General features: G+C 69.4%; 16 protein-coding genes. 8 read left to right on the top strand and 8 right to left on the bottom strand.

What is annotated here, in order from left to right; translation table 11 throughout:
• The first annotated feature begins 235 nt into the window (after window positions 1–235).
• From WMF14_RS31620 to WMF14_RS31605, 4 genes are all read left to right on the top strand, one after another.
• Complete coding sequence (locus tag WMF14_RS31620) at window positions 236–577, top strand: alpha-ketoglutarate-dependent dioxygenase AlkB (protein ID WP_437792261.1); 342 nt, start codon at window positions 236–238, stop codon at window positions 575–577.
• 95 nt (window positions 578–672) lie between these two features.
• Window positions 673–1314, top strand: coding sequence for a hypothetical protein (locus tag WMF14_RS31615; RefSeq protein WP_437792259.1), 642 nt, complete (start codon window positions 673–675; stop codon window positions 1312–1314).
• Between the two features lie 160 nt (window positions 1315–1474).
• Window positions 1475–2245: a hypothetical protein gene (locus WMF14_RS31610; protein WP_437792257.1), complete on the top strand. Its 771-nt coding sequence runs from the start codon at window positions 1475–1477 to the stop codon at window positions 2243–2245.
• A gap of 146 nt (window positions 2246–2391) precedes the next feature.
• Window positions 2392–3249: a class I SAM-dependent methyltransferase gene (locus WMF14_RS31605; protein ID WP_437792255.1), complete on the top strand. Its 858-nt coding sequence runs from the start codon at window positions 2392–2394 to the stop codon at window positions 3247–3249.
• A 128-nt stretch (window positions 3250–3377) separates the two neighbouring features.
• Here WMF14_RS31605 and WMF14_RS31600 read toward each other — a convergent pair whose 3' ends face one another.
• The gene (locus WMF14_RS31600; RefSeq protein WP_437792253.1) at window positions 3378–3965 is read right to left on the bottom strand and encodes a DUF6368 family protein; all 588 of its coding nucleotides are present in this window, start codon (window positions 3963–3965) and stop codon (window positions 3378–3380) included.
• A gap of 65 nt (window positions 3966–4030) precedes the next feature.
• Here WMF14_RS31600 and WMF14_RS31595 point away from each other — a divergent pair, with 65 nt between their 5' ends.
• Both WMF14_RS31595 and WMF14_RS31590 read left to right on the top strand, forming a co-directional pair.
• Window positions 4031–4207: a hypothetical protein gene (locus tag WMF14_RS31595; RefSeq protein ID WP_272094615.1), complete on the top strand. Its 177-nt coding sequence runs from the start codon at window positions 4031–4033 to the stop codon at window positions 4205–4207.
• Between the two features lie 331 nt (window positions 4208–4538).
• A complete protein-coding gene (locus WMF14_RS31590; RefSeq protein ID WP_437792252.1) occupies window positions 4539–6278 on the top strand; it encodes a hypothetical protein in 1740 nt (579 codons plus the stop codon).
• A 178-nt stretch (window positions 6279–6456) separates the two neighbouring features.
• Here the strand turns inward: WMF14_RS31590 and WMF14_RS31585 are convergent, their stop codons facing one another.
• From WMF14_RS31585 to WMF14_RS31575, 3 genes are all read right to left on the bottom strand, one after another.
• Window positions 6457–7941, bottom strand: coding sequence for an IS4 family transposase (locus tag WMF14_RS31585; protein ID WP_437792250.1), 1485 nt, complete (start codon window positions 7939–7941; stop codon window positions 6457–6459).
• Window positions 7942–8164: 223 nt separating this feature from the next.
• Entirely contained in the window at window positions 8165–9589 is a 1425-nt protein-coding gene (locus tag WMF14_RS31580) for a proteinase inhibitor (protein ID WP_437792247.1), read from the bottom strand.
• Window positions 9590–9835: 246 nt separating this feature from the next.
• Window positions 9836–10969 carry a hypothetical protein gene (locus WMF14_RS31575; RefSeq protein WP_437792244.1) on the bottom strand — a complete coding sequence of 378 codons (1134 nt, stop codon included), beginning with the start codon at window positions 10967–10969 and terminating at the stop codon, window positions 9836–9838.
• A 492-nt stretch (window positions 10970–11461) separates the two neighbouring features.
• On the opposite strand from WMF14_RS31575, the gene WMF14_RS31570 reads away from it, so the two are divergent.
• Window positions 11462–12886, top strand: a complete 1425-nt coding sequence (locus WMF14_RS31570; protein WP_276596403.1) for a peptide MFS transporter — start codon at window positions 11462–11464, stop codon at window positions 12884–12886.
• A 55-nt stretch (window positions 12887–12941) separates the two neighbouring features.
• Here the strand turns inward: WMF14_RS31570 and WMF14_RS31565 are convergent, their stop codons facing one another.
• The 4 genes from WMF14_RS31565 to WMF14_RS31550 form a co-directional block, all read right to left on the bottom strand.
• Entirely contained in the window at window positions 12942–13301 is a 360-nt protein-coding gene (locus WMF14_RS31565; RefSeq protein WP_437792241.1) for an S-adenosylmethionine decarboxylase family protein, read from the bottom strand.
• Window positions 13302–13758: 457 nt separating this feature from the next.
• The gene (locus tag WMF14_RS31560; RefSeq protein ID WP_437792240.1) at window positions 13759–14481 is read right to left on the bottom strand and encodes a hypothetical protein; all 723 of its coding nucleotides are present in this window, start codon (window positions 14479–14481) and stop codon (window positions 13759–13761) included.
• Window positions 14482–14706: 225 nt separating this feature from the next.
• Entirely contained in the window at window positions 14707–15177 is a 471-nt protein-coding gene (locus WMF14_RS31555; RefSeq protein WP_437792238.1) for a PaaI family thioesterase, read from the bottom strand.
• The gene (locus tag WMF14_RS31550) at window positions 15174–18113 is read right to left on the bottom strand and encodes a 2-oxoglutarate dehydrogenase E1 component (RefSeq protein WP_437792237.1); all 2940 of its coding nucleotides are present in this window, start codon (window positions 18111–18113) and stop codon (window positions 15174–15176) included. The genes WMF14_RS31555 and WMF14_RS31550 overlap by 4 nt, the downstream gene beginning before the upstream one ends.
• A 144-nt stretch (window positions 18114–18257) precedes the next feature.
• On the opposite strand from WMF14_RS31550, the gene WMF14_RS31545 reads away from it, so the two are divergent.
• On the top strand, window positions 18258–19895 hold the full coding sequence (locus tag WMF14_RS31545) for a glucose-6-phosphate isomerase (protein ID WP_437792235.1): 1638 nt from the start codon (window positions 18258–18260) through the stop codon (window positions 19893–19895).
• The last annotated feature ends 53 nt before the right edge of the window (window positions 19896–19948 follow it).

Below are 19948 nucleotides of genomic sequence, written 5' to 3'. Positions count from 1 at the left end.
CGATCACCGTGGAGAATCCGATGCAAGCGGCAGCCAAGAATGAGCTTCTCCGTCGCATGACCATCTGGCACGACTTGGAACGCCGAGGCGGTCCGCGTCGTGTTCCACCGTCTCTGGTGTACGATCTCCGTATTGTTCGTGGTCAACAAGGTGTCTTCCGCGATCAGGAGCTCACCCGTGGCCTTTCCGGAGGCGGGTCCGGAGCGGCGGTAGGACTGCGGCACACTGGTTCGACGTGCAGGAGCTCGCGGCTCGCCTCGCCGGCGTGGTGGGGCACCGGATCAACAACTGCCTCGCCAACTTCTATGCCGACGGGACGGCGAAGAAGGGCTTTCACTCGGATTCCAGCGCCGGTCTCGTCGCTGCAACGACGACCTCGATCCTGTCGCTCGGCGCGCCTCGCGTCCTCACCTTCCGCCGGAACCTTCGCCGGGACGAGAGGCACGACATGGCCCTGGCGCCCGGCTCGCTCCTGATCATGCGCGCCAGCGTTCAGGAGGGGTGGCAGCATGCGGTCCTCGCCGTCGAAGCCGCGGGCCCGCGGATCAGCCTCACGTTCCGATCCCTATCTCGGTGAACGTGGCGGGCTTCGCTGGTAAGCTCCCGGCCGTTATCCGGACGAGAGGGCGCGACGGCGTCAGCCGCGGGGGCGCGCCCCCGGAGGAGGAAGACGTGGCGAGAGGACGAACGCAGCGAACCGCGACCGTCGGCGTCGCGGAGCACGGCAACTCGGCGGTGCTCGTCACCGTCGCGCCCGGTGGCGAGCTCCTCGATCGCCGGCGCGTCGACCTCACCGATGGCTTGCCGACGCACCCGCATCACCACGAAGGGTCGTGGGCGGTGGGCCGTTACCTCAACACGCCGGGAGCGCGAGCGCTCTCGCTCGCCGACGCCGTGGCGCTCGTCGAGCGCGTGCGAGCGTCCGCCGCGCGCGGCGCGCGCGAGGGCCTCGAGGCGCTGGCCGCGGCGGTGGCCCTGCCGATCGCGAGCATCGCGATCCGCGTGTGCCCCGAGCTCCCGCCGACGACCGAGCAGCGCATCGCCGACAATCGCGCGCAGACCTTCGCCGACTCCGTGATGTATCGCGAGGCGCTCGCGGCCGCAGCCGAGGCGCGCGGCTGGTCCGTGCGCTGGTACGACCGCGAGCGCGTGTTTCGCGACGCTGCAACGGCCCTCGCCCGCGACGACGTGAACGATCTTCTGCACGCGATGGGCCGATCGATCGGGCCACCTTGGCAGGCCATCCACAAGCTCGCGGCAGCTGCGGCGCTCGCAGCCACAGGGCATCCAGCGCCGCGGTCAACCATCGGATAACATGCAGTTGCAGCGGGCGGTAATACGATATTCACACGACACCTTGTTGAGCCGCCGCTGAACTGCGGCCCGGCCCCGGTGAACGCCGAACCGTCAGGCCCGCGGAGCGCGAAAAATACTCGTCGTCGCATCGGAAAAGATGCCGGCCGGAGGTCGCCAGATGAACGAGACGGAATGGCTGGTGTGTGATCGGACCAAACCCATGCTCCGCTTCCTGCTCGGACTCGGGCCGAATGAGGTGCGGGTTACGGACATCAAGACGTTTTTGGCGTGCAGGGGGAGTGACCGCAAGCTGCGGCTGTTCGCCTGTGAATGTTATTACCGCGTGCGCGGCCTGCTCCCCGATGAGCTCGCAGAGGCGGCAGTGGAAACAGCGAGCCGTCACGCCGATGGCCTGGCCACGCTGGAAGAACTTCAGGCGGCCGAGGCGCTGGTCCGGCAGGCGCTCGACTCCCTGGAGGGTAGGTGGCGGGCGTCCGGTGGGGCCGAGCGTATCTCGCTCCAGCCGACGCACGACGCGCTGGCCCTGAGCTTCCAGGTGGTTCAGCCACAGGCTCCGAAGGGCGCGTATTACGCCTCGTCCAACGCTCATCTGGCAGCTGCTGCCATGGCCAATCCAGGCGCCGCGCCTGGGGATGCTTCATTCCTCGCCAGCAGTGCCGCTGAAGAGCACGCGCAGGCCGACGTACTCCGCGACATCTTTGGCAACCCGTTCCGCGTGGTGGCATTCGACCCGGGTTGGCGGACCTCGACGGCCGTCGGGTTGGCCCGGCAGATGTACGAAAGCCGAGTGTTCGGGTCGATGTCGATCCTGGCGAACGCCCTGCTGGAGGCCAGGTGCGACGACGCCGACGTGCTGGCCCACTGCCGCGGCCGCGGGCCGCACGTCCGCGGCTGCTGGGTGATCGATCTGCTGCTCGGGAAGGAATAGGCTGAGCCTGACTCACGGCTGCTGCCGATGGTCGAGCTCCGCCCGTCCGCGTCAGGCCCGCACGCTGGGCGGGCCGGGCGGGGGGCGTTGCGCGGCGGCAAGGATCTGCGTACCGTGAGCGAAGGAGGAGCATAGGAGAGAACGTCATGCAAGATAGACAAGTTGCCGCGGCGGACGACACGGCGGTTCGGGTCGCCTTGTGGCGTGCGCTGCACGTGGAAGCCGATGCGCCGCCGCACGTGTTCGAAGACGACGTTGGCTTGAAGCTGGCGGCTCCTGACGACGGATGGCGCAGCCGTCCGGACATGAGCCCGTTCACGCGGCCCTTCCGCGCATCTATCCTGGCCCGCGCCCGCTTCGTCGAGGATCTCGTCGCGGAGCAGGCTGCCCGTGGCGTCGGGCAGTACGTCATCCTCGGAGCGGGCCTGGACACCTTCGCCCAGCGTCGGCCGGAGCTCGCCGCCCGCCTGGTCGTGTTCGAGATCGATCGGCCCAGCCCCCAGGCATGGAAGCGCCAGCGCCTCATCGACCTCGGCCTCGGCGTCCCATCGTTCCTGCGGCTCGTGCCGGTCGACTTCGAGGCGGGCGATGCGTGGTGGGAGCGGCTGGCCGCGTCCGGCTTCGACTCGGGGCGGCCGGCTGTGGTGGCGTCCACCGGTGTCAGCATGTACCTGACCAGGGACGCGATCGCGGCGACGCTGCGCCATGTCGCGGCGCTCGCTCCGGGCTCCACGCTCGCCATGTCGTTCATGCTCCCGATCGAGCTGGCGGACCCGGAGGTGCGCCCCGGGATCGAGCGCGCGGCAGCGGGGGCCAGGGCCAACGGCACGCCCTTCATCAGCTTCTTCACGCCGGCAGAGATGCTGGCGCTGGCCCGAGATGCCGGCTTCATAGAGGTCCAGCATGTATCGGCCGCTGCGCTCGCCGAACGCTACTTCGCGGGCAGGACGGATGGCCTTCGTCCGCCGAACAACTCAGAGGAGCTGCTGGTGGCGACGACCTGAATCAAGCGGTCCAGCTCGACTCGTGAAGCTGACCTGGCCCTCGCTGCGCCTGGGGCAACGCCGCCTGATGCCAGTCGTTGGTTAGATCTGTCGCTCGCCCGCGGACGTTGGACCGACCCGAGTTGCATCTACTTCACCATGCGGAAGCTCGCGTGCCGTAGCCAGGAGCGCGCGAACGCCACGTCTCCGTAGTGGGAGCGCATCGTTGCGAACAGCACGCCCGTGACCCCACCTGGATTCTCGACCCTGACGGGCTTGTCGTCTCGAAGGCCGTCCAGCGGTGGACCGATCGCCAGCTGCCCGCAGAAGTCGATGACTCCACCTTCCGCCTCGGCCAGGTCGATGCACAGCCTGGCGAGCAACCGATGATCTTCGTCGTCGTTGCACATCGCAGCGAATGAAACGACGTCTTCTGGCGACCATCCGAGCATCTCCGGGAGGCCCGCCTCGAGGATCTCGGATATCGCCTCAGGGTATTCGGGCCCAACGGTCAGAATGAACGGGCGTTGGTCGAGCCAGAAGTCATCCCCACGGACGTCGTTGGCAATGCGCGAGATTCCACTTCGAAGCGCGGCGACTCGCTCAACGCTCATCTTCGCGGGCAGCAAAACGGACGCCACTGGCCCCGCCATTCCGGGAGCGTACGCTTTCGAATCATGGCAGTCCACCAAGGCCTCGCAGCCGCCGAGCTTCGAAGCTTCTTCCGGCTGGATCACGGCCGCCTCTCGGGGTGATCGGCGAGGGCGGGAAGGGACGCCTTGTCGAAGGCGCGAAGGCAGCGGTGAAAGGCGGCGAGGGGAGGCTCACCATCGACGCCACGCTGCCAACCTCGGCGTTGCCCCCAGCGTCGTCGGCCCCCATCGACAGCTTCCGGCTCTTCGCGCGGGCGGCGGAAGCGCTACGCCCGCCAGCGCTGGCGGACGAGGAGTGGGTCTGGTGGGAGATCCGGAGCCGGTGAGCTACGAGCCCTTCGCAAACCTCCGCGGAGCGATCGACGGCGCACGCCGGGAGCCCGGGGCGATCCGCGACCCGATGGATCGACGCCGCGTCGCGGCGTTGGCACACAAGGACGAAGCTCCTCGACAGGTGTGCCAGGCTCTGACCCTCGTGTCATGAGGGGGCTCCGGCGGCGCACCCACGCCCCGCGGGACGGACGGCTCGAGCTCCTCAACAAACTCGCCGGATCCGCAGGCTCGACCTGTCTCCAGGGCACCGACACCGACGCGTCAGAATTCCGCCATAAACGGTACGTTATTTGCACTGGGCGTGAAGCGGAAAGGTTGCGCTTCATGTCCAATCAGCTGCCGTCGTCTTCCTCTGCTCGATCATGGTCATCTCGCACGCGAGCCATCTCGCTGCTCGCCCTGCTTGCCCTCCCGTCTGTCGTCGTCGCGGCGGGGTGCGCTGACAAGCCGGACAACATCTACAACTACTACTACACGAACGGGGAGGGCGGCGCGGGGGGCGCCGGAGGTGCCGTAGGTGCCGGGGGCGCTGGCGGCGCCGGCGGCGCACCCCAGGAGTACCCGGGAGCGCCTGTCGTGGACACCGAGGTGGCCGAGCATGAGCTCGACCTCTTCGGCACCATCGGCAACCGCTACTGGTTCGCCGTCTCGGAGGAGCAGCTCGAGCTCATGAACGAAGGGCTCGGCGGCATCGGGGGCCCCATCAAGAGGGATATGTTCGGAGATATCTACTCCCCGACAGGGGAGGACGCGACCTTCGTGGATCACCTGTGGGTGACGACGGCCGGCGCCAAGGGCAAGACGGCCGACTACGGCAAGGTCCAGGTGGGGATCGCCGGCCAGTCGACGCAGCGGCCCTGGACGAAGCGAACCATCCCCAACCTCAACGTCGACGCCGACGAGTTCGTCGAGAAGCAACGGCTCGGCGGCTTCGAGCACGTGCGCTTCAACAACGGCCAGGTCGGCAGCATCTTCCGCGAGCGCCTCACGCTCGATCTCTATGCTCGCCTCGATTATGCGGCCCCCCTGACCAACTACGCCTGGCTGTCGAGCAACGTCTGGGGCGAGGAGGTGTCCATCCCCTACATCGTGGTCGAGCGCTACAAGAAGGCGTTCTGCACCCGCCTCGAGGGCAAGTTCGGCGGCGGCTGCGCCAACATCTGGGAGTTCGCCGGAGACTTCGCTGGCAACATTCCGGGAGGCGGCGGGATCCCGCTCCCGGTCGACATGGTGCCGTTCGGCGGGAGCGCCTTCGACGAGCCGGAGAACTGTCAGCTCAAGGAGTGTGACAGCACCCGCGCGAAGGAGCTCGAAGAGGCGATCGCCGAGACGCCGCCAGGCGATGGCTTCAAGGCCGCGCTCGCGGGCTGGATCGACTGGCCGGCGTTCCATCGGTTCCAGTGCCTGTCGTGGGTGCTCGCCACCGGCGACGACGCGCTCCACAACAGCAACAACGTCGTGCTGGTCGAGCGGGCCGATGGTCTGTTCCAGTACCTGCCGTACTCGGTCGACATCAGCCTGGGGCAGAGCTGGTATCCGGTGGTTCCCCTGGCCGGCACGAACACGCTGGCGCGCGGGTGCCAGAGCGAGCCGGCCTGCTGGGCCGACACGATCGCGGCGTGCGAGCAGGTGATCGAGGAGTTCACCGCGCTGGACCCGAACGCGGTGCTGAAGGGTATCTACGAGCAGCTGTCGGACGAGGGCATGCTCCGGCCGGGCGACGAGCAGCGATACAAGGAGCTGGACGCCTGGCTCACCCAGCAGATCGAGGTCCTGCCGGTGGAGCTTGAGAGGAACCGCGAGCAGCCGCAGCTCTGCATGCCTCCCCAGATCGATTGCGGCGGCTACTGCGGCTTTCCCCAGGACTGCGGCATCTGCGTTCCTCCCCTGGTCGATTGCGGCGGCTACTGCGCCTATCCCAAGGAGTGCGGCGGCGGCGTCGGAGCGGGCGTCGGAGCGGGCGGCGGCGAAACGCCCGTCGGAGCGGGCGGCGGCGAAGCGCCTGTCGGAGCGGGTGGCGGCGACGGGGGTGCTGGCGGCGCTGGCGGTAAAGCAGCGGAGTGACGCTGGCTGAACCCCGAGGGAGGGGCCCATAAGCGTTAATTAGGCTTCGCGCCGCATTCTCCTACATCCGAACGTTTACGTGGTCGTGGTCGTGGTCGTCAACGGTAGGCCGTGAACGACCACGACTACGTAATCGTTTACGTGGTCGTGGTCGTGGTCGTGGTCGTCTGAGGATTGATCACATTTCCCCCTTAGTTTTCGCTGCGTTGGCAAGGGCGGCGTTCCAGCCCGTCTCCAGCATGAGCAAGGTCTGCATTCCGCGCGCGAGCGTCAGCCAGCCGGGGGGACCGTTGCGCTTCAGATGTCCACCAAGACCGGCAACGGCGTAGAGCGCATCGACTACCGTCGCCCCCTGAGCCGGCAACTTCTTGGGCTGGTGCTGGTGCAGCAGCTTCAGCTGCGTGGGGTTCAGGGCTCGTTCCGCAGGCGCGTTGGGCTCAAGGCGTGACAGCGAGCGCAGCAGCAGCATCTGCCACGCGATCGGGGCGAACAGCGCCAGCGCGTTCGTCAGGCTCTGGAAGCTCTCGAGCTGGCGCGTCTCGAGGGCGCAGCCGGTCTTGAGCGCCTTGAAGAACTCCTCGATGAGCCACCGTGCCCGATAATGGTCGACGATCGCTCCGATCTGGTCGGGCGTGTCGACGGGCTCGTTGGTGGCCAGCACCCACGCCACCGGCTCTTCGCCCGCTGGCGGGTCGATCTCCTGCACAACCACGACGTTGACCGCGAGCTCTTCGGCCAGCTCGGGCAGGTAGTAGGGACGGCGCAGCGCCACGCGCCGCGCGCCGACGCCCAGCGTGGCCATCCGCTCCGAGCGCTCGGGGTGCGCGCGTTTGCTCGCCGGTACAGGGCCGGCGCGGCGTTGGGTGAGCACGACCTCGCGACTGAGCCGGATCGGCAGCTCGACCAGCGCCTCGCTCAGCCGCAGCCGTGCGCTGTCGTCGAGCGATTCTTCCTCGTCCTCGGCCAGTTCCGACACGTTTCGATCCCGCGCCATGCGCACGACGAAGCGGTGGCCCTGCTCGACCATGGCGCACAGAAGCGGGTAGGCGTCGGCCTCGCGGTCCATGATGTGCAGCAGCGACGTGCGGTCGCCCACGGCCTGCTCGGCCGCCTCCACCTGCCGCAGCCAGCGCGTCGACTCCTTGTCGGCCACGCGCGCATAGTCGCTGCCCGTCCTGTTTTTCTTGCGTGGGCTCTTGGAGAGGGCGGAGGCTTTGCGGGCCCAGCAGGCAAGGCCCAGCAGTCCAAGCGGCTGGTTGATCGCGTCGGTGGCCACGGCGAGCGTCGCGTGCGCCAAAAAGCCCTGGGTGTCCTTGCCGTTGAGCGGACCGAGCCCTTTGCGTGCTCCGTCGCCGTCGAAGGCGACCGCGGTGGTGTCATGCACCGCACGAACCGTGTCGTGACCGGCCATCCGCCCGAGGGTCTGCTCGCTGTGGGCTTGCACCAGCGCACCATACGACACGCGCTTGTTGCCAAGGAGCCGGTAGAAGCCCTCCAGCTCGGCTTCTGTCTTCAGCGAGTCCGGGAAACTCTCGCCCGGCGCCACGCTCAGCCGCGCCACCACAGCCCGGACCCGCTGATGCAGGCGCGCGTCGCCCAGCTGCACCGTCTCGAACTCGCGCACGATCGACGGCATCGCTTCCGGTACATCGGGATTTCCCATGATATTTCAGACGCTTGGCGCGTCCGAAACGGATCAAAAATGTGCGGGATCCTCAGTCGTGGTCGTGGTCGTGGTCGTCAACGGTAGGCCGTGAACGACCACGACCACGTAAACGTTCACGTAAACGTTCACGTAAACGTTTACGTTCACGTAAACGTGAACGTAAACGTTCGCGTTGGTGACCGATGGTGGGATGGAGGGAGCTCCGCCGTGGAGCTCCCTCTCAGGGCGAAACCTCGAACAGGCACCGCGTGATCGGGATACCGACGTCTTCCCAGACGTACAGGTAGTATTTCGTGCCCGGGACGAGCTCCTCGGGGCTCCCCTCGGCCGGATAGCCCTGCTTCGTGTTCGGCGGGACCTCGCCGTAGAGGATACCGCTCTTGACGGGCTCGGCGCTCGAGGGCACGTCGAGCCGCCAGATCGTCCCCTCGGGCAGGTCGAGGTTCGGCGGAGCGCCCGGGTTCTCGGCGTTCGCCGACAGGACGTAAACGTAGCGGGCGTCGCCGCCGGTCCAGGTGATCTTGCCTGCGGCGTCCACGCCTTCCCCCGCCGCGCAGTCGCCGGGCACGTAGAGGCTCTGTTCATGGAGCGGCCCGCCGAACGGGGGCTCGTCCGCGAAATCCTCCTTCGTGTATCCGCGGCGCAGGAGCTCGCCCTCGAAGAACGCGACCATGCGCGCCGGGTCCGTGGAGGGCAGGCCGCTGACGTCACGGGAGAATCCGTTGTTCTGGTCCGGCGGATACGCGCCGAGCGCCGCCGAGGAGACCCAGCCGGCGGCCAGCGCGAGGCCCGTTGGATAGAAGCTGTCGGTCCAGACCGGTCCGGCCTCGATGTACCAGTTCGACGGCCCGGTGGCCGGCGCGGCCTTCTCCGAGTGACAGCACACGCACCCGCACGCCTCGGTCTGCTCCGTGACCCAGGCGAGCTCGCCGAGCCATTGCGGATCCGAGAGGCGTGGATCGTCGCTCGGGGTCCTGTAATCCGAGGGAGGCGCGGGCCAGTACGGGCGCTGCGTGAGGACCGGCTCGCACGACGCATAGTCGGTGAACAGGCGGCCGGGCTCGGTGCAGCCCGAGATCGCGCCGAACGTGCAGACCTTCCCGCCGCTCTGCCCTGCCGGCTCGCCGGCCTGCGGGTCGACGCAGACCTGCGCGGGCCACTGGAAGACGGCGCCGCCCGTGCCGACGCCGCTGCCGGGCTCCTCGGCCGCGCCCTCGCAGGCGTCGGGCTCGAACCGGCCGCCGCCGAACATCTCGCAGCCGCGCTGGGTCGAGGCGCACTGGCTCGTGTCGCCGCCGGGGAGGACGAGGCTGACCTCGTCGTCGGTCCCGCCGCCGAGCACGCATCGGCCGAGCGTCTGCGGGTACGCGCAGCGCTCGGCCCTGGTGAAGGTGGAGCCCTGGAGCGCCTTGCAGTCGGCCTCCGCGGCCTCTGCGGTCCAGCCTGCGCCCGTGTACTCGCGGCACTCCTCGGCCTGGCTGAAGGCGCTCGTATAGACGCAACGATCGGGCGTCACGGAGGCCCCTGGAGCCCCCGATGCGGCATCTTCCTCGGTCCGTTGACAGGCGCCCTGTCCTCCCAGGGCCGAGACGAGGAGCGCTGCGCCCAGCATCACGTGCGGTGAACGGAGGAGCTCTTGCTTCACGGTCGAATCTCCTGAACGTCGTCTTCGGACGAAGTCGTTTGTGATTTTCCTCACATGGATGCCCTGTGAGCGTTCGTCGATATACCGTTTGTTCATGGTTGTTCAATCGTCGTCCAATCTTTTCTCCAAAAATATGTATGCAAGAACACGTTCTTGCTCATGGCGCCATTCGCTTGGAGGAGGCGGAGGCGTGTCCAGGGGCGTTGGCCCGCGCCCTGCGTGCGGATCAGGCGGCGACGGAGCTCCTCACCGGAGCGCGCCGAGGCCGAGCGAGATGCAGGGCTCCCCGTCGTGCAGCGAGATCCCCGCCACCTGCTTCTCCGGCGGGTACATGTACCCGAACAGCATGCACATCTCGTTGTCCCCGTAGCCGAACGTGAGATCGTGGTCCGACGTGTTCCGGAACCTGCACGCGTACCGGAGGGAGTCGCCTTCGCCGAGCGCGAGCGCCGGCCGGTAGACCTCGATGTCGCTCTCCAGATCGAACGCCCCTCCCTCGTAGACGCGCGCCTCGCCGCCGTCCGCGCGGACGACGTCGACGTCGAAGGCATCGGCGTACCGGTGCGTGTGCGGCATCAGAGACACGATGTTCCCGCCGAACGTCGAGCACGTCGTGCCGACGGTCCGGGTGGCGCGCGGCGGGACGAGGAAGTCGTTGACGCTCAAGACGAACGGCGCGAGCTCTTCCTTTCGCTCCGAGAGAGGCATCGTGAAGAAGTCGTAGGCGAGCTCGACGACCGCGGGCTCGGGCGACGTGTTGAGCAGGTGCACGCTCGCGGCGATCTCGCGGGACGTATCGAGGGTGAAGCCCATCCCCTCCGGGAACACGAGCGTCTCCTCGCCGACGATCTGCGTGGAGCTCGCGAAGAGGACGTCCGGGATGGCCGCCGGCAGCGTCCCGAAGGGATCCTCGGCGCCAGGATGGCAGCCCGGGTAAGGGTTCGGCCCGAACGATGGATTGACCGGCTTGGCGATCACGTTGCTGTGATGCAACCCGCCCGTCGCGTAGACGCGCGCCGCGTGGACGGCCGTGTTCTCGATCGCAGGGAAAGGCCATGACACGCAGAAGGTCACCTCCTCGCCGGGCGCCATGAGCCGCGGCGGCGCGATGATCCTGAAGCCGCTGCGCGGCGGCTCCGGGAGCGCGAGCCGGGTGAGCTCGGCGCCGAAGGCGACGACGTTGTCCCGGTCGATGCGCTCCTCAGGCTCGTAGCGGGCGGCGGGCTGGACGCACCGCCCGCGAAAGCGCTCCTCGCCAGGAGAGCACGCCTCCGGCGGCGACGGCTCGACGCCCGCGCAGGCAGGGAGAAGGAGAATCCAAAGGAGACCCGTCGAACATGCTCTGTCCCTCGGGACATAGCGAGTTTTGGGATGTTGCATCACAAAGCATCTGCAGCCGACAGCTTCTCACCGGAAGCCTCGACTGTGGATCTCCCCTGCGGAGGGAGCGGGCCTCGCGCGGCCAGGGCGGAGCCGGCGGCGAAGGGGACGCTCCCGGCACAACCGAGGATGGCGTGGGCTTACGCGGTCCATCTGCGGCGGCCGTCGTCGCCAGGCGGCGTCGGTGCGGCGGCTGTTCCCCAGCACCAGCGCCCGCTCCGCGCGCAGCGCAGCAGCGGCCGCTCGCCGGCCGCGGCCGCTTCGCCGACCGCAGAGCCGACCGGAGCGTCCCGCCCACCTGTCCGCCTGCGGGGGTAGAAGGGCCGCCCACGTGGACACCCTGTTCACCCGGCTCGACGCTGTGCGCAACAAGCGCGTGACGTGGGCGCCGCGGATCGTCTAGGATCCGCGTGCCGAGGGGCAGCGCGCCCCACGATCCCCCGCATCGCCCGACCACCACGCAGCGTGGTCCCAGCTCGTGGAGAGACAGCATTGAGCGTGCAAGCAATCGAGCCGGCCCTGCCCGTCACCGCTTTCGAGAGGCGCTTCAAGCACCCGCCGGGGCTCGTGATCCTCTTCTTCGCGGAGATGTGGGAGCGCTTTTCCTATTACGGCATGCGCGGCCTCCTCAAGCTGTATATGGCGAACTACCTGTTCGTCACCGCGCGAGAGGCCTACCAGGGGTGCCGGCAGCACGCGCAGCCATGCGATCTCGTCGCTGGCGATCCGACCACGGTGTTCGCCTGGCAGTTCATCAAGGGCCTCCTCCCGAGCGCGCCCAACGAGCAGGCGTCCATGCTCTACGGGCTGTACACGGGCCTCGTGTACCTCACGCCGTTCTTCGGCGGCATCCTCGCCGACAAGGTGTGGGGGCAGCGCAGGACGGTGGTGATCGGCGGCGTCTTGATGGCCGCCGGGCACTTCGTGATGGCGCTCGAGAACTCGTTCTTCATCGCGCTGCTCCTGCTCATCCTCGGCAACGGCGCGTTCAAGCCCAACATCTCGACCCAGGTCGGAAGCCTGTACCCGGCGGGTGATCCGCGCCGCGACGGCGCCTTCACCATCTTCTACATGGGCATCAACCTCGGCGCCTTCATCTGCAACTTCGTGTGCGGCACCCTGGCCGCCGTCTACGGCTGGCACTACGGCTTCGCCGCCGCGGGCGTCGGGATGTGCCTTGGGCTCGTCGTCTACCTGGCGGGGCAGAAGTACCTCGCCAAGGACAACCTGATGAAGACGGCGGAGGGCGCCGGCGAGCAGAAGCAGCCGCTCTCCAGCGACGAGTGGAAGCGCGTCGGCGCGCTCGTGGCGCTCTGCGCCCTCAACATCGTCTTCTGGGCGGTCTACGAGCAGCAGGGCAACACGATGCAGACCTGGGCCGACGAGAAGACGGTGTGGCCGAGCGTCCTCGGCTTCCAGATCCCGTCGACGTGGTTCCAGTCGGTGAACCCGCTCTGCATCATCCTGTTCGCGCCGCTCCTCGACGTCTTCTGGCGCTGGCAGGCGAAGCGGGGCTCCGAGCCGACGAGCGTCTCGAAGATGGCGATCGGCTGCACCATCCTCGGGCTGTCGTTCATCGTGATGATCCTCGGCGCGCAGGCCGTCGGCGACGGCAAGGGCAGCCTGTTCTGGCCGGTCTTCTGCACGCTGCTGCTCACGATCGGCGAGCTCTACCTGTCGCCCATCGGCCTGTCGCTCGTGACCAAGGTCTCGCCGGTGCGGATCGTGTCGATGATGATGGGCATGTGGTTCGTCTCGAGCTTCCTCGGCAACACGCTGAGCGGCTACATCGGCATCTTCTACACGCGCTGGTCGAAGGACATGTTCTTCCTGATGCTCACCGTGCTCGGCGTGGGCGCGGGCGCCGCGATGTTCGCGTTCAACAAGCCGCTCCGCCGCGTGCTCGGCCACCACTGATCCACACCGCGCCCGGCGCGGCCCCGCGCCCTCTCCGCGAGGGCGCGGCGCCGCGTCAGGGCGCCCGCGCGCCGGCGGGGTCGACGACCCGCTCGTCGAGGGTCGCGAGCCGCCCCTCGGGCAGCGCGCTCCCGATGGCGGCGACGGCGCGGCGGACGCTCTCCAGCGTGCTGCACGAGGCGACGTCGACGAAGAGCCGCCCCGACTCGGGCCAGGAGTGCAGCGCCACGTGCGACTCGCCGACGACGGCGCACGCGGTGATCCCTTGCGGAGAGAACGGGACGACCGCCATCTCGAGCAGCGTGAACGATCCCGCGGCGACGGCCGCCTCCAGCGCGCCGCGCAGCGCGGCCGGGCTGTTCAGGAAGTCGAAGGGGCAGCCCTCGAAGAGGGCGAGCGCGATGAACAGCTGCATCGATCGGGCAGGCGCGCGCGTCGGTCCGCGCCGCGCAGGCCGCATAGCGTAGCCGAGGCCGGGCGCTGCGGAGACGGAATCGGGAGGGCCGGGGCGGCGTCGTCCTCGTGCTCGTGCGGCGGTGGCGGTTCGAGGTGATTCCGAGCTGAGCGCGCCGGCGGGTGGCTCCGCGCGGCGCGGGCGGGCGGGCGCTCGGCCATCCGCCAAGACAGGGGCCGAGGAGCTTGCGCTGAGAACACCGCCCGGCATGTCTCCCTTCGGGCCTTGCCACCTGGGACGTCTCGTCGCGCGCCACACAAGGCGCGCCTGAGACCTCGAGCCACCTGAGACCTTATGGCACCTCGGTCGGTGCTCGCCGCGCCCGCCCGCCCGCGCCGCGCGGAGCCACCCGCCGGCGCTTGCGTCGTCCGGAAGGGGCGCGGCGTGCGGCCTCCACGATGACATCCCCGCGCCGCTCTCACCGCCGCCGCGCGACCTGGACGACCTCCCGCACGCGCTGCCCACCCAGGTCGAAGCGGCCCTCGAGGCCTGCGAACACAAAGCTGTTCACGCGCCCGCCCGGGACCTCCCAGCCGAGGCTCGACCCCTCGGCGTTCTCCCAGAGGAACAGGTTGAGCCCGCCGCCGATCGTGGGCCCCAGCGCGACGCTCTCGGACATGCGGACGTCGATCACCGCCTGGAGTCGCCCGAGCTCGATCCCGTGGGTCACCGTGCCGCCCCTCACCCCCGGCGGCGCCGCGGTCCACAGCGCCCGGTAGCCGCTGCCCAGCGAGATCACCGGATCGACGCGCTCGAACGGCGCCAGGTGAAAGCTCGCCTCCGCGCCCAGCGTCACGCCGCGCACGTCGGCCCCGCCCTGCTCCGCGCCCTGCGCCGTGTACTGCTCGTAGCGCGACGTCAGCCCGAGGCCGACCTTCGGCACCGCGCGGTAGACGAGCTTCACGCCCACGCCCGCCCCCGGCCCCGCCACGTCGCGCACGCGCCGCTCGCTCCCGATGTCGCCGAACCCCTGCGCGTACCCGAGGTTGAGGCCGAGCTCGAGCGCGTTGGCAGGCGCCCCCAGCGGAGAGCGCAGGTAGCTCGGCGGGACCTCGCCCTCGAAGTCCTGCGCAGCGGCGACGCTCCCGCAGAGCACGGCGACCGCTCCCGCGGCGATCGCGACCCCGGTGTTTGCCTTCATTGCGGATCCTCCTCGCTGCGCGGCGCCGCGAGGACGGCGGATCCGATCCACGCGCCACGCCGGGAACGCCGCGCGCCGGGGCGCGAGCATCGCGTGTGCCACGGAGGCGGCGAGCAACGCCTTCCCGGTCGCGGACGGGCCGCCCGCGCCGCGCGTCAGCCGGCGCGGGCGTGTGCGAGTGTCAACGAGCGGCGGCAGCCGCCCGCGCCGCGCGTCAGCCGGCGCCTACCAGCGGTGGAAGGCCGGGTGCCCTTCCTTCACCGCCACGAACGTCCCGCGGCACGTCGCCGTGACCCGCCCGCCCGCCTCCAGGGTCGCCTCGACCACGACGCGGTCGCCCTCCGCCTCGGCGACCTGCGCCCGCAGGTGCACCGGGCCGCCGAGCGGCGTCGGCTTCTTCAGCTTCACGTGGAAGTCCGCCGTCACCGTGCACGGCGGCGCGTCGGCCCCCCGCGCCTTCATCAGGTGGTAGGCCGCGGTCCAGTTCGAGTGGCAGTCGAGCAGCGCCCCGATGATGCCGCCGTTGAGCATCCCCGGGAACGCCTCGTGGTGCGGCTCCGGCGTGAAGTCGCAGACCACCGCGTCGCCCTCGACGCGGCTCTTCAGCCGGAGCCCCCTGTCGTTCGCCGGCCCGCAGCCGAAGCAGCGGCCTCGCGGCGAGTACCTGTCCTGCAGGCTCGCCGCGTCGCCGCTCACCGGGTGCCCCCGACGAACGCCTCGTCCATCAGCATCTTCTGCTCGAGGAGGTGGCTCGCGCGCGAGCCCGTCGCCGGGCTCGCGCTCGGCGCGCGGCTCACGCACGAGAGCGGCAGCCGGTCGCCGATGCGCTGCCGGAGCACCGCGAGGATGTAGTACCAGGCGCCGTAGTTGCGCGGCTCCTCCTGCACCCACACGAGCGGCGTGCCGTCCTTGTAGGGCGCGAGCGCGTTCACGATCTCGTCGTTCAGCGGGAACAGCTGCTCCAGCCGCAGGATCGCCACGTCCTTGAGCCCGCGCGTCTCCCGCGCGAGCGCGAGGTCGTAGTAGACCTTGCCCGAGCAGAGCAGCACCCGCTTCACGTCCGCCGGATCGACCCCGCTCGTGTCGGGCAGCACGCGGTGGAACTGGCCCTCGGAGAGATCCTTGATCGTCGACACGGGCCGGTGCGGGCCCTTCGACGTCGCCGGGACGCGCAGCAGGCTCTTCGGCGTCGCGATGATGAGCGGCTTGCGCCAGGGCCTGTGCACCTGCCGCCGCAGCACGTGGAACAGCTGCGCCGGCGTCGTCAGGTTGCACACCTGGATGTTGTCCTCGGCGCTGTTCTGCAGGCAGCGCTCGATGCGCGCGCTCGAGTGCTCCGGCCCCTGGCCCTCGTAGCCGTGCGGCAGCAAGAGCACGATGCCGCTCAGCCGGTGCCACTTGTCCTCGCTCGACGTGAGGAACTGATCGACGATGACCTGCGCGCCGTTCAGGAAGTCGCCGAACTGCGCCTCCCAGATGACGAGCCCGTCCGGGTAGTCGAGGCTGTAGCCGAAGTCGAAGCCGAGCACGCCCGCCTCGCTGAGCGGGCTGTTGTACGCCTCGAAGCGCGCCGGCCCCTCGGCCACGCGCGACAGCGGCGCGAAGCGCGCGCTCGTGTCGACGTCGCGCAGCACCGCGTGCCGGTGGCTGAAGGTGCCGCGCTGCACGTCCTGACCGGAGAGCCGCACCGGCGTCTTCTCGGCGAGCAGCGAGGCGTAGGCGAGCATCTCGCCCGTGCCCCAGTCGAACGGCTCGCCGGCGACGAGCTTGTCGTGCCGCTGCTGGAGCGTCGGCAGCACCTTCGGGTGCGCCTTGAAGCCCTCGGGCAGCTCGAGGAGCTTCTCCGACAGCGCGATGAGCTTCTCGGCCGGCACGCTCGTCGGCACCTCCGGCGTCGCCTGGTCGGCGCCGCCGCGGTAGTGCGACCACACGCCGCCCATCGAGTAGAGCACCGGCGCGAAGCCCTTCTGCTTCACCTCGTCGAGCGCCGCGGCGAGCGCCTCGCGGCGCCGCACGACGATCTCGTCGGCCTTCTCCTCGGTGACCTGCCCGAGCTCCATGAGGCGCCGGACGTACACCTGCCGGACGGTGGGCTTCTTGTCGATCGCGGCGTACATCCGCGGCTGGGTGTAGCGCGGCTCGTCGCCCTCGTTGTGGCCGTACCGCCGGTAGCAGTACATGTCGATGATCACGTCGGAGCCGAAGCGCGTGCGGTAGTCGATCGCGAGCTGCGCGACGTGGGCGACCGCCTCCGGGTCCTCGCCGTTCACGTGGAACACCGGGACCTTGAGCATCCGCGTGATGTCGGACGCATAGCGGGTCGAGCGCCCTTCCATCGGATCGGTCGTGAACCCGACCTGGTTGTTCACGATGACGTGGACCGTGCCGCTCGTCGTGTAGCCCGGCAGGTTCATCATGTTGAGCGTCTCGGCGACGACGCCCTGCCCGATGAACGCCGCGTCGCCGTGGATGAGCAGCGGCATCACGCGGCGGCGCGCGTCGGCGGCGCCGTCGGCGAGCCGCCGGTCCTGCTTCGCGCGGACGCGCCCCTGCACGACGGGGTTCACGAACTCGAGGTGGCTCGGGTTGAACGTGAGCGTGAGGTGGACGTTGCGCCCGTTCTCGAGCGTGCGATCGGTCGAGTAGCCGAGGTGGTACTTGACGTCGCCGCTGCCGAGGTGGCGCTCCGCGTTCTTGTCCTCGAAGGCCGCGAAGATCTCGCGCAGGCTCTTGTCCATGATGTTCGCGAGGACGTTCAGCCGGCCGCGGTGCGCCATGCCGACCACGATCTCGTCGACCTCGTGCGCCCCCGCGCGCTCGATGATGAGGTCGAGCAGCGGGATGAGGCTCTCGGCGCCCTCGAGCGAGAAGCGCTTCGTGCCCGCCTCGTAGGACTTGTGGATGAACTGCTCGAAGATCTCGGCGTCGGAGAGCTTCGTGAGGATCCGGAGCTGCTTCTGGCGGTCGAGCGTGAGCCGGTTGCGCGTCGACTCCATCTGCTGCTGGAGCCACTGGCGCGCCTCGGGCTCCTCGATGAACGTGAACTCGACGCCGATCGAGCGACAGTACGTCTCCTCGAGCCGGCGGATGATCTCGCGCAGCGTGAGGACGGGCGGCACGCCGGCGAGGTCGGTCGTCGGGAAGGGCAGCTCGAGGTCCTCGACCCGGAGCCCGAAGTTCGTCAGGTCGAGCTCGGGCGGCGTGGCGGGCGGCAGGCCGAGCGGGTCGACGTGCGCGAAGAGGTGGCCGCGCACGCGGTAGGCGTTCACGAGGGCGTAGACGCGCGCCTTGATCGCGGCCTCCGCGAGCACCTTGAGATCGCGCGAGGACTCGGGCGAGCTCGGGTGCTCGCTCAGCGTCCGTGCGAACGCGGCCTCCAGCGTCTTCGCGGCCTCGCCGTTCGTGTTCGTCTTGCCATTCCCGTACCCGTGCCCGTTCCCGTTTCCGGGCCGCAGCACCTGATGCTGGATGGTCGGCGGCGCCGCCGGAGCGGGCAGCCTGCTCGGCGTCGCTCCGCCGTTCTTTCCCTCGAAAAACGAGCGCCAGCCGGGGTCTACCGACTCCGGGTTCTCGAGGTACTGGGCATAGAGCTCCTCGACGAGCCCTGCATTGATTCCGAAATCAAGCTGCATCGTGGTCGGGCTGCAAATAACGCGTGTCGGGCCGGCACGCTAGAGTCGTTTTCCGATGACTCCGCCTCGTGGGCCGGAACATCGTCCGGGCAAGGGGTTCGACCGCCTGGAGAAACGGTAGGGAGAAGCGGTAGAAGGGGGGCCATGGATCAAGACCGCAGAACCCCGGGTCGAGGACCGGCGCCCGCCGTCCTCCCCTTCGATCGCTTCCGGGACCACCTCTTCCACGATCCCAGCCTCGGTCTCTGGCTGGACGTGAGCCGGATCCGCTTCGGGAGCGACTTTTTTACCACGATGGAACCGCGGATTCAGGCGGCGCTGGCCGAGATGGCGGCGCTCGAGGGCGGGAGCATCGCGAATCCTGACGAGGGCCGCCGGGTCGGCCACTACTGGCTGCGCGCGCCGGAGCTCGCGCCCGAGGCGGCGCTCCGCGCGGCGATCGAGGAGACGAACGCGCGGATCCTGAGCTTCGCCGCGGACGTTCACGCGGCGCGGGTCCGGCCGGAGCGGTCGGCCCGCTTCAGCAGGGTGCTCGTCGTCGGGATCGGCGGCTCGGCGCTCGGGCCTCAGTTCGTCGCCTCGGCGCTGGGGACGCCGGCCGACCGGATGCAGATCCATTTCTTCGACAACACGGATCCCGACGGGATCGATCGCACGCTGGACGCCATCGGGGACGATCTCGGCGCGACGCTCGCGGTGATCATCTCGAAGTCGGGCGGGACGAAGGAGACGCGCAACGGAATGCTCGAGCTCGAGGCGGCGTACCGTCGGCTCGGCCTCTCGCTCGGCGCGCACGCCGTCGCGGTGACGGGGGACGGCAGCGAGCTCGACCGGTATGCGACGAAGCACGGCTTCCTCGCCCGCTTCCCGATGTGGGACTGGGTCGGCGGTCGCACGAGCGAGCTCTCTGCGGTCGGCCTGCTGCCGGCGGCGCTCCAGGGGCTGTCGATCGTCGAGATGCTGCAGGGGGCGCGCGAGACGGACGAGGCCACGCGCTCGAAGGAGGTGCCCCGGAACCCGGCGGCGCTGCTCGCGCTCGCCTGGTACTCGGCGACGGGCGGCGTGGGCCGGAAGGACATGGTGCTGCTGCCCTACAAGGACCGGCTCGAGCTCTTCTCGCGCTACCTCCAGCAGCTCGTGATGGAGTCGCTCGGCAAGCGGCTCGATCGGCAGGGCAAGGAGGTCTTCCAGGGCATCGCCGTGTACGGCAACAAGGGCTCGACGGATCAGCACGCGTACGTGCAGCAGCTCCGTGACGGGCTCGACAACTTCTTCGTCACGTTCATCGAGGTGCTGCGGGATCGCGCGCCGTCGCGCGGCGTGCTCGAGGTCGACCCCGGCGTCACGACGGGCGACTACCTCGACGGCTTCCTCCAGGGGACGCGCAAGGCGCTGACCGAGAGCGGGCGCGAGTCGATCACGATCACGATCGACACGGTCGACGCGCGCGCCGTCGGCATGCTGATCGCGCTCTACGAGCGCGCGGTGGGCCTGTACGCGTCGCTCGTGGGCATCAACGCGTACCACCAGCCCGGCGTCGAGGCCGGCAAGAAGGCGGCGCAGGAGGTGCTCGACCTGCAGGCCAAGGTGCTCGCGGCGCTCGGCGCGAGCGCGGGCCGCGCGCTGTCGCTCGCGGAGGTCGCGAAGGCGGCGGGCACGGACGACGTCGAGACGGTCTTCTGGATCCTGCGCCACCTCGCGGCGAACCCGGAGCGCGGCGTCGCGCGGGAGGTGCCGCAGGGCGGCTCGCCGTTCGACGCGAAGTACCGTCTGGCGCGCTGAGGGGGCGCCGGCGCGGTGCTGCTGGGCGATGCCGTCGAGGTCCGCTCGGGAGG

This window comes from Sorangium sp. So ce693 (genome assembly GCF_051521375.1).
Taxonomy (GTDB): Bacteria; Myxococcota_A; Polyangia; order Polyangiales; family Polyangiaceae; genus Sorangium; species Sorangium atrum.
Note: the sequence above shows the minus strand (reverse complement) of the source record. Positions and strands in the feature narration are given on the sequence as shown.